Below are 13,879 nucleotides of genomic sequence, written 5' to 3'. Positions count from 1 at the left end.
ACCGCCTCCCGGCGGCCACCGACCACCACGAACGAGGAACGCACTTCATGGACGACCAGATCGGGACCGGCTCGGGCGACGAGCACGGGGAGCTCGGCGGCGCCGAGTACGCGGAGTTCATGGAGATCGCCGCGCAGGAGGGGTTCGACCCCGAGGAGGTCGACGGCGCGCTCGACGAGGCCGGCCACGGGCCGCTTCCCGTCGTCGCCGTCGTCGGCCGCCCTAATGTCGGCAAGTCGACTCTCGTGAACCGCATCATCGGCCGCCGCGAGGCGGTCGTCGAGGACAGGCCCGGCGTCACCAGGGACCGGGTGACCTACGAGGCCGAGTGGTCGGGCCGGCGCTTCAAGGTCGTCGACACCGGCGGCTGGGAGCAGGACGTCCTCGGCATCGACGCCTCCGTCGCCGCCCAGGCCGAGTACGCGATGGACGCGGCCGACGCCGCGATCTTCGTCGTGGACGCGACGGTCGGCGCCACCGACACCGACGGCGCGGTCGTCAGGCTGCTGCGCAAGGCAGGCAAGCCGGTCGTGCTCTGCGCCAACAAGGTCGACGGCCCGAGCGGCGAGGCCGACGCGGCCATGCTCTGGTCGCTGGGCCTGGGCGAACCGCACCCGGTCTCCTCGCTGCACGGGCGCGGCACGGGCGACATGCTCGACGCCGTGCTCGAAGCGCTGCCCGACGCGCCGAAGGAGACGTTCGGCGGCGCCGTCGGCGGCCCGCGCCGCATCGCGCTCGTCGGCAGGCCCAATGTCGGCAAGTCGTCCCTGCTGAACAAGGTCGCGGGCCAGGAGCGCGTCGTCGTCAGCGAACTGGCGGGCACCACCCGCGACCCGGTCGACGAGCTCATCGAACTCGGCGGGACGACATGGAAGTTCATCGACACGGCGGGCATCCGCCGCCGTGTCCACATGCAGGAGGGTGCGGACTACTACGCCTCCCTGCGCACCGCGGCGGCCGTCGAGAAGGCCGAGGTCGCGATCGTCCTCATCGACACCAGCGAGTCCATCAGCGTCCAGGACCAGCGGATCCTCACGATGGCCGTGGACGCCGGGCGCGCGCTCGTCATCGCGTACAACAAGTGGGACACGCTGGACGAGGAGCGCAGGTACTACCTGGAGCGCGAGATCGACTCCGAGCTCGGGCAGGTCTCCTGGGCGCCGCGGGTGAACGTGTCGGCGCGCACGGGACGCCACATGGAGAAGCTCGTCCCGGCGATCGAGACGGCGCTCGCGGGCTGGGAGACGCGCGTCCCGACCGGCAGGCTCAACGCCTTCCTCGGCGAGCTCGTCGCGGGCCACCCGCACCCGATCAGGGGCGGCAAGCAGCCGCGCATCCTCTTCGGCACCCAGGCGGGCACCAGGCCGCCCCGGTTCGTGCTGTTCGCGTCCGGGTTCATCGAGGCCGGCTACCGGCGCTTCATCGAGCGCAGGCTCCGCGAGGAGTTCGGGTTCGAGGGCACCCCGATCCACATCTCCGTACGGGTGCGGGAGAAGCGCGGCCGCAAGAAGTGATTCCGGCGACGGCCGAGCGGCCGCGTTCAGCCCCGTGGCCGGGGCGCCTCACAAGGGGCGCCGCGGCGCGGGACGTTCACACGGGGCGCCGCCGCGCGGGCGGCAGCGCGGCCTGCGCGTGGCGCGGCTGCTGGTACGGGTCGCGCTGCCACCCCCCGGGCTGGACGGCCCGCTCCCCGTACCGGCCGGCGTAGCCGCCGCGCGGGACGGGACGGATCCCGAAGGCGGTGAAGCCGAGGTCCTCCTCACCGCTCCTGTCACCCGGCAGGGCTCTGAACGACCTCAGGTACTCGGAGTACAGCGCGTCGTAGATCGGCGTCGTGCTGTACCCGTCGACGAGGTCCTGCGCGGGGCGCATCGAGGGAAGGTGGGCGCGGGTCGGTTCGTAGGCGTACACGTGACGCCCAACGACCCCGCGACCTTCGGGATGCGGGGTATCGGGCGTTATTGCCCTGTTTTTGTACGGGTCCCCGGCCACCGGCGGCTCGTCGGGCCGCCGGTGGCCGGCCGTGTGACGGCCCGTCACGTGCCCGCCAGCGGCATGGCGGCGGCGACGAGGCGGCCGTTGGCCGCTGCCTTGTCCAGCGCGTCACGCAGCAGATCCTCGCGCGGCTGCTGCCCGATCGAGCCGACGGGCGCGGCGAAGACCAGTACCCGGCTCGACTTGCTGGCCTCGGCCCGCCATCCCTCGGTGACCTGGAGCGGCTGGTGCGCCTGCCACCAGGCGACCTGCCCGCCGCCGTTCGCGCCGGGCTGGAGCACCGCGTGCAGCTTGCCCATGGCGAGCAGCACCGACCAGCCGGGCAGCGCCTCGGGCGCGGCGGACAGGTCGTGCACGGACTGGAAGCCCTGTTCCACGAGCAGTTCGAGGAACTGGTCGGGGCCCGTCGTGCCGGGGCGCGCGATGGGCGCCGTCGGCTCGACCACCAGGGCGGGGTGCAGGGCGCCGTCGATCAGGACGAGCCCGCTGGTGACGCCGAGCACGGCCTGCTCGGGCCGGCCCGACGGGGTGGCGGCATCGCCCTCGCCGCCGGTGATGGACCTGACCGCCCCCTGGAGCTGGTCCTCCGCCACCTGCACGACCTGCGAAGGGATGCAGGATGCGTGGGCGAAGGCGAGCACGGCGGTCTCCTCGCCGACGAACAGCACGGTGCTCGTACGCTCCTGCTCCGAGTCGCCGGGCGTGCGGCAGGAGGTGCAGTCGTAGCTTCCGGGCGAGTTGTCGCCGGTGAGCAGCCGTTCGGCTTCTTCGTCGCCGATCTCGGCGCGTACGTCTTCGCTGACGTCGAGCATGCGCGGCACGGGTGGCTCCTCGAACTCGGTACGTGGCGCCGGGTTCTTCCCGGCTCGTACGAAGACAACGGGCGATCAGTGGCCGGGGTCACGCTGCGGCGCCGCACAGAAGGGTCGAATCTTCGGGGAAACGGCACCGATCTTCGGGGAAACGGCACCGAACGTCCGTATTCCGCATCTCACTCGTGGGGCGGGCCGCCGTGGCCCGCCGGGACGCGCGCGGTGCCGTGCGCCGGACTCCAGCCACCAGACAGCGGAAGAACGAGGAAGCCAGACCGCATGAACGGTTCCACCGAGCACATCGCGCCGGCGACCGGGTACGCCGTCGACTGCAGAGCGGACTCGGCGGGCGGCATCACGTTCGACATCCCGTGCGACGGGCTGCCCGAGCGCGCGGTCCTCGTGCTGGGGGCCCGCGGTGGGGACGGCGGCGGGGACGGCGGTGGACGCGCCGACGTCAGGCTGCCGCTCATGGCCGCCGACGACGGCCGCAGGCGCGCCGTCCTGCCCTCCACCGTCGAGCTGGCCGAGGGCCACTGGGACGTCCGCTGCGACACCCCGGAGGCGGACGAGCCGCTGCGCACGGGGGTGCGGGACGTGCGGGCCCTGGTCGGCCGGGTGCCCGAGGCCGGCCCCGTCTCGGTCCGCCTGCCGTACCCCACGGCGGACGGCGGCCTGGCGGTGCGCAGCTGGGTCAGGGAGCCGCACGCGGAGGCGGGCGAGATCCACTGCCTGCCGGGCGCCGTCACCGTCGAGGGAGTCTCGTACGGGACGGCGGGCGGGTCGGGCGGCGCGGTCGTCGAGGCGCGGCTGCGCGGCGGCGGGCTCGTGCACCGGGTGCCGGCCACCGGGCGCGGCGGCGTCTTCGCCTTCACGCTGCCGTACAGGCCGCTCGCCCGCGCGTGCGCGGGCCGGCGTCAGTGGTGGGACCTATGGCTGGTGCCGGGCGATGGCCTCCCGGCGGCACGGATCTCCCGGATCCTCGACGACGTGTGGGACAAGCGGCGCTGGACGGTCGGTCCGGCGCACGAGTCGGCGGGCGTCAGCGCCCTGCCGTGCTACACGGAGGACAACGGACTGAGCGTGCGGCTGGAACCGGCGCACCTCGCGGCCGCCACCTCGTGAGCGAATTACCGCACGTTCCGGTATTCGAAAGTGCTGCCGCGGCGAGTCGTCATGGACACGAGTAATGCGGTAAACGGAATTTCTCCGGTCCCGGCCGCGTGAAATTCAGGGGGACGGTATATGGCGGCCCGGTGTCCGCTTCGCCATTACCCTCTGCCAGCTGTCGAGATCCTGTGACAGAAGTGTGACTCCGGTGGGCCGAAAGGGGGTGCCGCGCCCTCGCGCACCGGCCGCCGCCTTCCGCCGCGGGCGGGGCCGACCTACGGTGAGGGCATGGCACCGACACCCCGACCCCAGCAGGGCCCTGACGACGCCACGGAGGCGTACGTCGGCCTCGACGCCGAGAGCGCGGAGCGCAGGGCACGGGAGCACGGCTGGACCACGGTGCGCGCGCTGCCGCCCGGTTCCGTCGTGACGCTCGAGTTCCGCGAGGGCCGCCTGAACTTCGAGGTGGACGACGGCTCCGTGGTCCGCTGCTGGCGCGGCTGACGCCTGCCGCCACCGCTGGACGCCGCCGACGCCAGGCACGGCCCTTCTGGTCAGCCGCCGGCGATCTGCCGGGACTGCGGCGGCCTGCGGTTGCCCGCGGGCGTGACCGGCGGGCGGTCCGAGCGCACCGGGTGGTGCGTCCGCGACTGCGCCAGCGTGCCCTTGGCCTGACCCGGCGCGACGGAGGAGCCGGCGGCTCCCGCACGCCCCGAGCGCGCGGCCCCGACCGGCCTGCGCGGCGGCTCGCCGTCACTGGGCCGCCTTGGCGGCTGCGGCTCGTCCTCGCCCGGCGACGCCGGCGCGCCCGCTCTCGCACCGCGGTAGGCGCGCAGCCGGTCGCGTGCGGCGAAGATCGCCAGCTCGGCGCGGCCGATCATCGGCTCGAACCAGGGCATGGCCAGCAGGATCAGCAGGCCGGCCGCCCAGCCGAGCAGGACGTCGCTGACCCAGTGCGTACCGAGGTAGACGGTCGTCGCGCCGACGCCGAGGGCGAGCGCGGACGAGCCGAGCGAGAGGTAGCGGCGGGTGCGCGGGGTGGTGGCGAGATAGGCGAGGATGCCCCAGGTCACGACCGCGTTGGCGGTGTGGCCCGAGGGAAATATGTCGCCGCCGGAGAAGAGCTCGGGCGAACCGACCTGCGTCCCGTAGTGCGGGCCCTGCCTGCCGAGCCCCAGCTTCACCGCGCCGACCGTCACGTTCAGCAGCAGCAGCGACGTGCCGAGTACCAACAGCGGCCGCAGCGTGTGCTGGCGCCACGACCGCCAGCCGAGCCAGGCGGCGATCATCACGGCCGTGGGCCCGCGCTGCCCGAGGACCACGAAGTAGTCGAGGAACGCGTGCAGCCCCGGCCACTGCTGGTAGGGCCGGAAGAGGAAGGTCTTCCAGTCCAGCGCCACCAGCCAGGAGTCGGTGAGCACGGCAGCCACGACGAAGACGTAGAACGCCAACGTCCCGCCGAAGAGAGCCGTGCGGGTGGAGCTCATCCGCGGGATCACTATCTTCGGCGGCACCGGCTCCCGGTCGAGGCGGGCAAAGATGTCGGTACGCACCCAATCGACGTTACAGCGAGTGAGTGAGCGGGCAGGTCGATCAGGTCTCTTTGTGATGACGATGTGATGTGGAGTATGTCTCAGATCACGGTTTATCCGAAGCGGTTCCCGAAATACAAGTGATCTTGTTCTTTTTATTCGACACACCGTGCGAGGCGATTCCCCGTGCTGCCGTGAATTGGTTCACGGAAGCGTCGCGCGGGATTTCCCGTCCGCTCGCCCTGGACGCCCCGGCCGCACTGCCCGTAACGTCGGGCACGGCCGTTGACTACCACTGCTAGTTTTCAGGTGCCGCCGGAGGTAACACCATGTCCAAGCCGTCCGCCGCCAAGCGCCCGCCCTTCGACCCGGGCGACCCCCTCGGCATCGACGACCTGCTCGGTCCCGAGGACCTCGCGGTGCGCGACACCGTGCGCGCCTGGTCGGCCGACCGCGTCCTGCCCGACATCGCCGACTGGTACGAGCGCGGCGAGCTGCCCGGCGTGCGCGAGCTCGCCCGCGAGCTCGGCGGCCTCGGCGCGCTCGGCATGCACCTGGAGGGCTACGGATGCGCCGGCGCGAGCGCGGTGCAGTACGGACTCGCCTGCCTGGAGTTCGAGGCCGCCGACTCCGGCATCCGTTCCCTCGTCTCCGTGCAGGGCTCGCTCGCGATGTACGCGATCCACCGCTTCGGCTCGGAGGAGCAGAAGACACGGTGGCTGCCGTCCATGGCGTCGGGCGAGACGATCGGCTGTTTCGGCCTGACGGAGCCCGACCACGGCTCCGACCCCGCGGCGATGCGCACCAGGGCGCGCCGCGACGGCGGTGACTGGGTGCTCGACGGCCGCAAGATGTGGATCACCAACGGGAGCGTCGCCGGGGTCGCCGTGGTCTGGGCGGCCACCGACGAGGGAGTGCGCGGGTTCGTGGTGCCGACGGACACGCCGGGCTTCTCCGCGCCGGAGATCAAGCACAAGTGGTCGCTGCGCGCCTCCGTCACCAGCGAACTGGTCCTCGACGGTGTGCGGCTGCCCGCCGGCGCCGAACTGCCCGAGGCCCGGGGTCTTGGCGGGCCGCTCAGCTGCCTGAACCAGGCGCGCTACGGGATCGTGTGGGGTGCCATGGGTGCCGCGCGCGCGTGCTTCGAGGCCGCGCTCGGCTACGCGCGCGAGCGCGAGCAGTTCGGCAGGCCCATCGGCGGCTTCCAGCTCACCCAGGCGAAGCTGGCCGACATGGCGCTCGAACTGCACAAGGGCATCCTGCTCGCCCACCACCTCGGGCGGCGGATGGACGCGGGCACGCTCCGCCCCGAGCAGGTGAGCTTCGGCAAGCTGAACAACGTGCGCGAGGCGATCGAGATCTGCAGGACCGCGCGGACGATCCTCGGCGCCAACGGCATCTCGCTCGAGTACCCGGTGATGCGGCACGCGACGAACCTGGAGTCGGTGCTGACCTACGAGGGCACCGTGGAGATGCACCAGCTGGTCCTGGGCAAGGCGCTCACCGGTCTCGACGCCTTCCGGTGAGGGCGCGTCCCGGCGGTGCCCGCCGGGGCACGCACCGGGGCCGGTGAGCGGCCCTTGCTCAGCTCTGGTTGAAGAAACCGTCCTGGGGGTGGCTGCTGCCGTCGTCGGAGACGATCTCGGTGTGGGCGGGGGTCAGCAGGAAGACGCGGTTGGCGACGCGGTCGATGGAGCCGCGCAGGCCGAAGATCAGGCCCGCGGCGAAGTCGACCACGCGCTTGGCGTCCGACGGGTCCATCGCCGTCAGGTTGACGATGACGGGGATGCCGTCGCGGAACAGCTCGCCGATGCCGCGCGCGTCCCGGAAGCTGTCCGGCGACACGGTCGCGATCCTGCGGTCCTGCTCCTGGGCGGCCTCCGACGCGCCGCGGAGACGGAGGTCGGTCTTCCAGGCGTCGCCGCTCTCGACACCCTCGGAGTACTCGTCGTCGTCGTAGTACCGCTCGTCATTGTCCTCGACGAGGCCCAGCCAGGCGCTCGCCTTGCGCACCGATCCCATGGACGCCTCCTTTCACCGCGGTCACTTGTGGTTCCGCATCCCCTCTATGGTCATCCATCATGCTGATCCGGCGCCAAGGGGATAACCGCCGTGCAGATGATTCGTGACGCTTCTGGCACACAGGATATGGCGGTTCGTCAGGGTTCTTCCCCTGCGGAGACGATGAATCAGCACGAAATATGAATTTCGGCCCAGACGGGTGATCTATCGGGCGTCCGGGTGACCCCGGACCGTGCCGCGCGCCCCGGACCGCCGCCGCCCCTGCTCTCGCCTCCGGGCCACGGGTTTCACGCGATCGGGCCCTGACCGTCCGGATCCTGACGGGCCCACAGGTGCCGCACAGGCGCATGGACTGTTTTCGGCCATCCGGAATCATCACCCTGTGCTGTGGCTGTGATCGCACGCGGTGTTCGCGATCGGAACGACCACGGCTGCTCCTGCCGAGGCGGGCCGGCGCGCCGATGTGGTACTCGCCACAGACGAGTCCTGAAGGGGGTCTTGTGGGTTACTCGCGGGTTTCGCCATAGTGGGCGGCCACATCTTCCGTATCGGAGCACCCCACATGGCTTCGGTGCGGTCCCCCCACAGGAGGCTCGTACATGAAAGATGGTCAGCACAGGCGAATAACCGGGAGGCGCACCGCCGTCGCGGGAGGTGCTGTGGCCGCGCTCGTACTGGCGGGCATCACCTTCCAGACTGCGAACGCGTCCGAGGGGTCGCCGCAGTCCACGGTGAAGTCACTGACCCCGCTGGCGGCCGGAAAGCTCTCCTCCTCGCTCGTCAAGGACCTCGGCGTGAACGACTCCGCCGGCTCGTACTACGACGCGAAGTCGAAGGCGCTCGTGGTGAACGTCCTCAATGAGGACGCGGCGGACGCGGTGCGCGAGGCCGGCGGCAGGGCGAGAGTCGTCGCGAACTCGCTGAGCGAGCTGAAGAGCGCCAGGAAGACCCTCTCCGGCGCGGCGTCGTCCGTGGCCGGCACGTCCTGGTCGATCGACCCGGTCGCGAACAAGGTCGTCGTCACCGCGGACCGCACGGTCAAGGGCGACGAGCTGGCCAGGCTCAGCGGCGTGGTGAAGGGGCTCGGCTCCAAGGTCGAGCTGAAGCGGACGGCTGGGGAGTTCAAGCCGTTCATCGCGGGCGGCGACGCCATCCAGGGCTCGGGCGGGCGGTGTTCGCTCGGCTTCAACGTCGTCAAGGACGGCCAGCCGTACTTCCTGACGGCGGGTCACTGCACCCAGGCCATCCAGGACTGGACGGACGCGCAGGGCAACGAGCTGGGCTCCAACGCCGGGTCGGACTTCCCCGGCCACGACTACGGCCTGGTGAAGTACGCGTCGCCCGGCACCCCGCACCCGAGCGAGGTCGACCTCTACAACGGCAGCACCCAGAAGATCACGGGCGCCGCCGACGCGACGGTCGGCATGAGCGTGCAGCGCAGCGGCTCCACGACGCACGTGCACGGCGGGACCGTGACGGGGCTCGACGCCACGGTCAACTACGGCAACGGCGACGTCGTGAACGGGCTGATCCAGACCGACGTGTGCGCGGAGCCGGGCGACAGCGGCGGCTCGCTGTTCTCCGGCAGCTCGGCGATCGGCCTGACGTCGGGCGGCAGCGGCGACTGCACGTCGGGCGGCGAGACGTTCTTCCAGCCGGTGCCCGCGGCGCTGTCGGCGTTCGGCGCGCAGATCGGCTGACACGCCTGGCCGGCCTTGGCGCCGCGGCCGGCCCGCGGGGCGCGGGAGGGGCGGACGGGACTGTTCCCGTCCGCCCCTCCTCCTGTCCCGGCCCCTCCGGGGTGGCATTCGCCCAGGTGGAAGCGGGCTCGGAGCCGCCAGGGGCGAGCCCCCTCACATCATTCGCACGAGCGTTCGAAACTGGTTATGGTGGGGACCGTGGGGGCGAGTTTCGGACAGCGCGGGAGGTGGAGGTGGAGACGTTCACGCATCTGCACACCGCCTCCGGGTACTCCCTGCGCTACGGCGCCTCCCACCCGGAGCTGCTGGCCGAGCGCGCCGGCGAGCGCGGCATGGACGCCCTCGCCCTCACGGACCGCGACACCCTCGCGGGCGCCGTCAGGTTCGCCAAGGCGTGCGAGGCCTCGGGGGTGCGGCCGGTGTTCGGCGTGGACCTCGCCGTGGCGGGCGCCCTCCCCGGCGCCGCGGGCCCGGGCGAAGCCGCGGCGCGGCGCCGCGCCACCCCCGTACGGGGCGGCGCCTTCGTCGACGAGTCGGCGGCCCGCGCCGTCTTCCTCGCGCGCGACGGCGCCGACGGGTGGGCCGACCTGTGCAGGCTCGTGTCCACCGCGCACGGCACGGGATCGTCGGGACCGCTGCTGACCTGGCGCGACAACCACGGCGACGCCCTCACCGTCCTCCTCGGCCCCGACTCCGAGGTCGGCCGCGCCCTCGCCGCGGGCCGGCCCGACCGCGCCGCCCGGCTGCTCGCTCCCTGGCGCGAGGCGTACGGCGACGCGCTGCGCCTGGAGGTCGTGCACCACGGCCGTACCGGCGCGGGGCCGGGCTCGCTGCGCCATGCCGCCCGCACCCTCGGCTTCGCCGCCGAGCAGGGCGTGCGGGCGGTGCTCGGCAACGCCGTGCGGTACGCCGACCCCGGGCAGGGGCCGGTCGCCGACGTGCTCGACGCGGCACGCCGGCTCGTCCCCGTCGACCCCCGCAGGGGCCTCGACACGGGGGAGCGGTGGCTGAAGGACGCGGCGGCGATGGCGCGCACCGCCGGCCTGGTCGCCGAGGCCGCGGGCCTCGGGCGGGACGCCGCGCACCGCCTGCTCGCCGCGACCGAGCGGACCGCGGCCGCCTGCCTGGTCGACCCGGCGGACGACATCGGCCTGATCGAGCCGTCGAAGGGGTTCGGCGAGGACAACGTGCACTTCCCCGAGCCCCGCCTGGTCGGCGCCGGCCGCCGCACCGCCTCCCGCGTGCTGCGCTCGCGCGCCGCCGCCGGGATGGTCGCGCGCGGCTACGACCTGCGCCCCGACCGCCGGGAGTACTGGCGGCGGATGGACGAGGAGCTGCGCACGATCGACGCGTTCGGCTTCGCCTCGTACTTCCTCACCGTCGCCGGGGTGAGCGACGACATCAGGAACATGGGCATCCGGGTCGCCGCCCGCGGCTCCGGCGCGGGATCCCTGGTCAACCACCTGCTGGGAATCGCGCCCGCCGACCCCGTCGCGCACGGCCTGCTGATGGAGCGGTTCCTCTCCAGCCGCCGCCCCGGCCTGCCCGACATCGACATCGACGTGGAGTCCGCGCGCCGCCTCGAGGTCTACCGCGCGATCCTCGCCCGGTTCGGTCCCGAGCGGGTCGCGGCCGTCGCGATGCCGGAGACGTACCGGGTGCGCCACGCCGTGCGGGACGTCGGCGCCGCGCTGTCCATGCACCCGGCCGAGATCGACAGGATCGCCAAGGCGTTCCCGCACATCAGGGCGCGCGACGCGCGCGCCGCGCTGGCGGAGCTGCCCGAGCTGAAGGACCTGGCGGAGGAGAAGGAACGTTACGGCAGGTTCTGGGACCTGGTGGAGTCGCTGGACGCGCTGCCACGCGGCGTCGCCATGCACCCCTGCGGCGTGCTGCTCTCCGACGCCTCGCTGCTGCGCCGCACCCCGGTGGTGCCGACCAGCGGGGAGAGCTTCCCCATGTCCCAGTTCGACAAGGAGGACGTCGAGGACCTGGGGCTGCTCAAGCTGGACGTGCTGGGCGTGCGGATGCAGTCGGCGATGGCGCACGCCGTCGCCGAGATCGGCCGGGCCACCGGCAGGGCGGTGGACCTCGACGACCCGGCGCAGGTGCCGGAGGGCGACCGGGAGACGTACCGGCTGATCCGCTCCGCCGAGACGCTCGGCTGCTTCCAGATCGAGTCGCCCGGCCAGCGCGACCTCGTCGGCAGGCTCCAGCCCGCCACCTTCCACGACCTGGTCGTGGACATCTCGCTGTTTCGGCCAGGACCCGTCGCCGCCGACATGGTGCGGCCCTTCATCGAGGCGCGGCACGGCAAGGCGCCCGCCCGCTACCCGCACGAGGACCTGGAGGACGCGCTGCGTGAGACGTACGGGGTGGTCGTCTTCCACGAGCAGATCATCAGGATGCTGAACACCATGACCGGCTGCGGCCTGGAGGAGGCCGACCGGATACGCCGCGGTCTGTCGGACCCCGAGTCGCAGAGCAGGATCCGCGCCTGGTTCGAGCGGGCGGCCGGGGAGAAGGGCTACGCGCCCGAGACCGTGGCGCGCGCCTGGGAGATCGTCGAGGCGTTCGGCTCGTACGGCTTCTGCAAGGCGCACGCGGTGGCGTTCGCCGTGCCGACGTACCAGTCCGCGTGGCTGAAGGCCCACCACCCGGCGGCCTTCTACGCGGGACTGCTCACCCACGACCCGGGGATGTACCCCAAGCGGCTGCTGCTCGCGGACGCGCGGCGGCGCGGGGTGCCGGTGCTGCCCCTCGACGTGAACCGGTCGGCGGTCGCCCATCGAATCGAACTGGTGTCTGATGACGGCCCGGTGGCGGGCCGGTACGGACTCCGGCTCGCCCTGTCCGACGTGCACGGCATCAGCGAGGCGGAGAGCGCGCGGATCGAGGCGGGACAGCCGTACGCCTCGCTGCTCGACTTCTGGCAGCGCGCCCGCCCCGGCAGGCCGGTGGCGCAGCGGCTCGCGCAGGTCGGCGCGCTGGACGCGTTCGGCGCCAACCGGCGCGACCTGCTGCTGCACCTCTCCGAACTGCACGGCGCGCAGCGGGGCAAGGCGGCCGGCGGAGCGCAGCTGCCGCTGGGGGAGGGGCGGGGCACCGCGGCGGCCGGGCTGCCCGACCTGGACGACACGGAGCGGCTGAGCGCCGAGCTCGGCGTGCTGTCGATGGACGCGTCCAGGAACCTGATGGACGACCACCACGCCTTCCTCACCGAACTCGGCGTCCACTCGGCGAAACGGCTGCGGGACGCGCCGCACGGCAGCACGGTGCTGGTCGCGGGCGCCAAGGTGGCCACCCAGACGCCGCCGATCCGGTCCGGCAGGCGGGTCATCTTCACCACGCTCGACGACGGCACGGGCCTGGTGGACCTGGCGTTCTTCGACGACTCGCACGACGCGTGCGCGTTCCCCGTCTTCCACTCCTGGCTGCTGCTGGTGCGCGGGGTCGTGCAGCGGCGCGGGCCGCGCAGCCTGAGCGTGGTGGGCGCGAGGGCCTGGAACCTCGCGGAACTGGTGGAGCTGCGGGAGCGTGAGGGGCTCGACGCGGTCGCGGCGGCGCTCGCGGCGCCCGTGGCGGGCGACGGCGCGTCCGGCGACGGCGCGCCCGCACCTGGCGGCGGCCGCAGGATCCAGCTGCCGACCGGCTATGAGATGAACCCCTGGGCCGACCTGCGCCCCGCCGGCGAAGGCCCGGCCACGGGAAGGAAGTTGTGGCATTCGAGCCCGGGGAGCGCGGGAAGATGATCATCTGTGTACGGCTGCGCGACGGCGCGGCACTGCCCGACCTGCTCGGGGTGGCCGAGGACATCAGCCCGGTGGCCCAGGCGCTGCCGCCTGACACCGCCCTCATCGACGTCGCGGGCGCGCGGCGCTACTTCGGCCAGGACGCGGCGGGGATCGCCTCGGTGCTGCGGGTGCGCGCGCTCGCGCACGCCGGCGCCGACTGCGCCATCGGCGTGGCCGCCACCCCGCTGCCCGCGCGGATGGCGGCCAGGCAGGCGGCGTACGGCACGACGCTCGTCGTGGCGGACGACCCGCGCGAACTGGCCGCGTTCCTCGCGCCGAAGCCGGTCACCGCGCTGCCGGGCGTCGGCGCCGCCACCGCCAGGACCCTGCGGACCTACGGGCTCGACACCGTCGGGAAGGCCGCGGGCGTGCCGCTGGCGACGCTCCAGCGGCTCCTCGGCGTACGGGTGGGGCGCGAGGTGCACGAGAAGGCGCTCGGCATCGACCGCACGCGCGTCGTCCCCGACGAGGGCGCCCGCACGCTCGCCGCCGAGCGCGCCTTCGGCCACGACGAGGTGGACCGCGACGCCCAGCGCCGCGCGCTGCTGTCCGCGGCCGGCGAACTGGGCGGCCGACTCCGCGACTCCCACCAGGTGTGCCGCTCGCTGACGCTCGTGGTGCGCTACGCGGACGGCTCCACCACCCAGCGCACCCGCACCCTCCCCGAGGCGACCGCCCACTCGCCGGCCCTCACCGCCACCGCGTACCGCATGCACGACGCGCTCGGCCTGCAGCGGGCCAGGGTGCGGGCGTTCTCCCTGCGCGCCGACGGGCTGGCCCCCGAGGCCAGGGCCACCCGCCAGCTCACCCTCGACCCCGCGGACGAACGCGCCCGCCGCCTGGAGGAGACGGCCGACCGCGCACGCGCGCGCTTCGGCCCGTCGGCGATCCGCCCGGGCACGCTCGCGGCGTGA

The 13,879-nt window shown here is 73.1% G+C and carries 11 protein-coding genes; 7 read left to right on the top strand and 4 right to left on the bottom strand.

The features are described 5' to 3' along the window. Nucleotides 1-47: 47 nt before the first annotated feature. On the top strand, nucleotides 48-1,514 hold the full coding sequence (der, locus tag JFN87_RS09805) for a ribosome biogenesis GTPase Der (RefSeq protein WP_209339574.1): 1,467 nt from the start codon (nucleotides 48-50) through the stop codon (nucleotides 1,512-1,514). A gap of 76 nt (nucleotides 1,515-1,590) precedes the next feature. On the opposite strand, the gene JFN87_RS33585 is transcribed toward der, so the two are convergent. Together JFN87_RS33585 and JFN87_RS09795 are read right to left on the bottom strand one after the other, a co-directional pair. Further along, a complete protein-coding gene (locus JFN87_RS33585) occupies nucleotides 1,591-1,872 on the bottom strand; it encodes a hypothetical protein (protein ID WP_245179073.1) in 282 nt (93 codons plus the stop codon). 164 nt (nucleotides 1,873-2,036) lie between these two features. Continuing rightward, nucleotides 2,037-2,816 carry a DUF8842 C-terminal domain-containing protein gene (locus JFN87_RS09795; protein WP_209339555.1) on the bottom strand — a complete coding sequence of 260 codons (780 nt, stop codon included), beginning with the start codon at nucleotides 2,814-2,816 and terminating at the stop codon, nucleotides 2,037-2,039. A 270-nt stretch (nucleotides 2,817-3,086) separates the two neighbouring features. Between JFN87_RS09795 and JFN87_RS09790 the strand changes: the two genes are divergently transcribed. Next, nucleotides 3,087-3,932: a hypothetical protein gene (locus JFN87_RS09790; RefSeq protein ID WP_209339554.1), complete on the top strand. Its 846-nt coding sequence runs from the start codon at nucleotides 3,087-3,089 to the stop codon at nucleotides 3,930-3,932. A 273-nt stretch (nucleotides 3,933-4,205) separates the two neighbouring features. After that, complete coding sequence (locus JFN87_RS09785) at nucleotides 4,206-4,421, top strand: I78 family peptidase inhibitor (protein ID WP_030907851.1); 216 nt, start codon at nucleotides 4,206-4,208, stop codon at nucleotides 4,419-4,421. Between the two features lie 50 nt (nucleotides 4,422-4,471). Here JFN87_RS09785 and JFN87_RS09780 read toward each other — a convergent pair whose 3' ends face one another. Next, nucleotides 4,472-5,470 (bottom strand): phosphatase PAP2 family protein, encoded by a 999-nt coding sequence (locus tag JFN87_RS09780; protein ID WP_209339553.1) that lies wholly within the window; start codon nucleotides 5,468-5,470, stop codon nucleotides 4,472-4,474. 308 nt (nucleotides 5,471-5,778) lie between these two features. Here JFN87_RS09780 and JFN87_RS09775 point away from each other — a divergent pair, with 308 nt between their 5' ends. Next, entirely contained in the window at nucleotides 5,779-6,975 is a 1,197-nt protein-coding gene (locus JFN87_RS09775) for an acyl-CoA dehydrogenase family protein (protein WP_209339552.1), read from the top strand. Between the two features lie 58 nt (nucleotides 6,976-7,033). Here the strand turns inward: JFN87_RS09775 and JFN87_RS09770 are convergent, their stop codons facing one another. Then, entirely contained in the window at nucleotides 7,034-7,471 is a 438-nt protein-coding gene (locus JFN87_RS09770) for a cell division protein SepF (RefSeq protein WP_209339551.1), read from the bottom strand. Between the two features lie 599 nt (nucleotides 7,472-8,070). On the opposite strand from JFN87_RS09770, the gene JFN87_RS09765 reads away from it, so the two are divergent. The 3 genes from JFN87_RS09765 to JFN87_RS09755 all read left to right on the top strand — a co-directional run bounded on the left by JFN87_RS09765 (nucleotide 8,071) and on the right by JFN87_RS09755 (nucleotide 13,879). Then, nucleotides 8,071-9,171, top strand: a complete 1,101-nt coding sequence (locus JFN87_RS09765) for a S1 family peptidase (protein WP_209339550.1) — start codon at nucleotides 8,071-8,073, stop codon at nucleotides 9,169-9,171. A 233-nt stretch (nucleotides 9,172-9,404) separates the two neighbouring features. Beyond that, a complete protein-coding gene (locus JFN87_RS09760; protein ID WP_209339549.1) occupies nucleotides 9,405-12,923 on the top strand; it encodes a DNA polymerase III subunit alpha in 3,519 nt (1,172 codons plus the stop codon). Next, on the top strand, nucleotides 12,920-13,879 hold the full coding sequence (locus tag JFN87_RS09755) for a DNA polymerase Y family protein (protein WP_209339548.1): 960 nt from the start codon (nucleotides 12,920-12,922) through the stop codon (nucleotides 13,877-13,879). The genes JFN87_RS09760 and JFN87_RS09755 overlap by 4 nt, the downstream gene beginning before the upstream one ends.

Source organism: Streptomyces montanisoli, assembly GCF_017813245.1.
Classification (GTDB): Bacteria; Actinomycetota; Actinomycetes; order Streptomycetales; family Streptomycetaceae; genus Streptomyces; species Streptomyces montanisoli.
The sequence above is the reverse complement of the archived record's forward strand: the minus strand, read 5'-3'. Positions and strand labels throughout refer to the sequence as shown.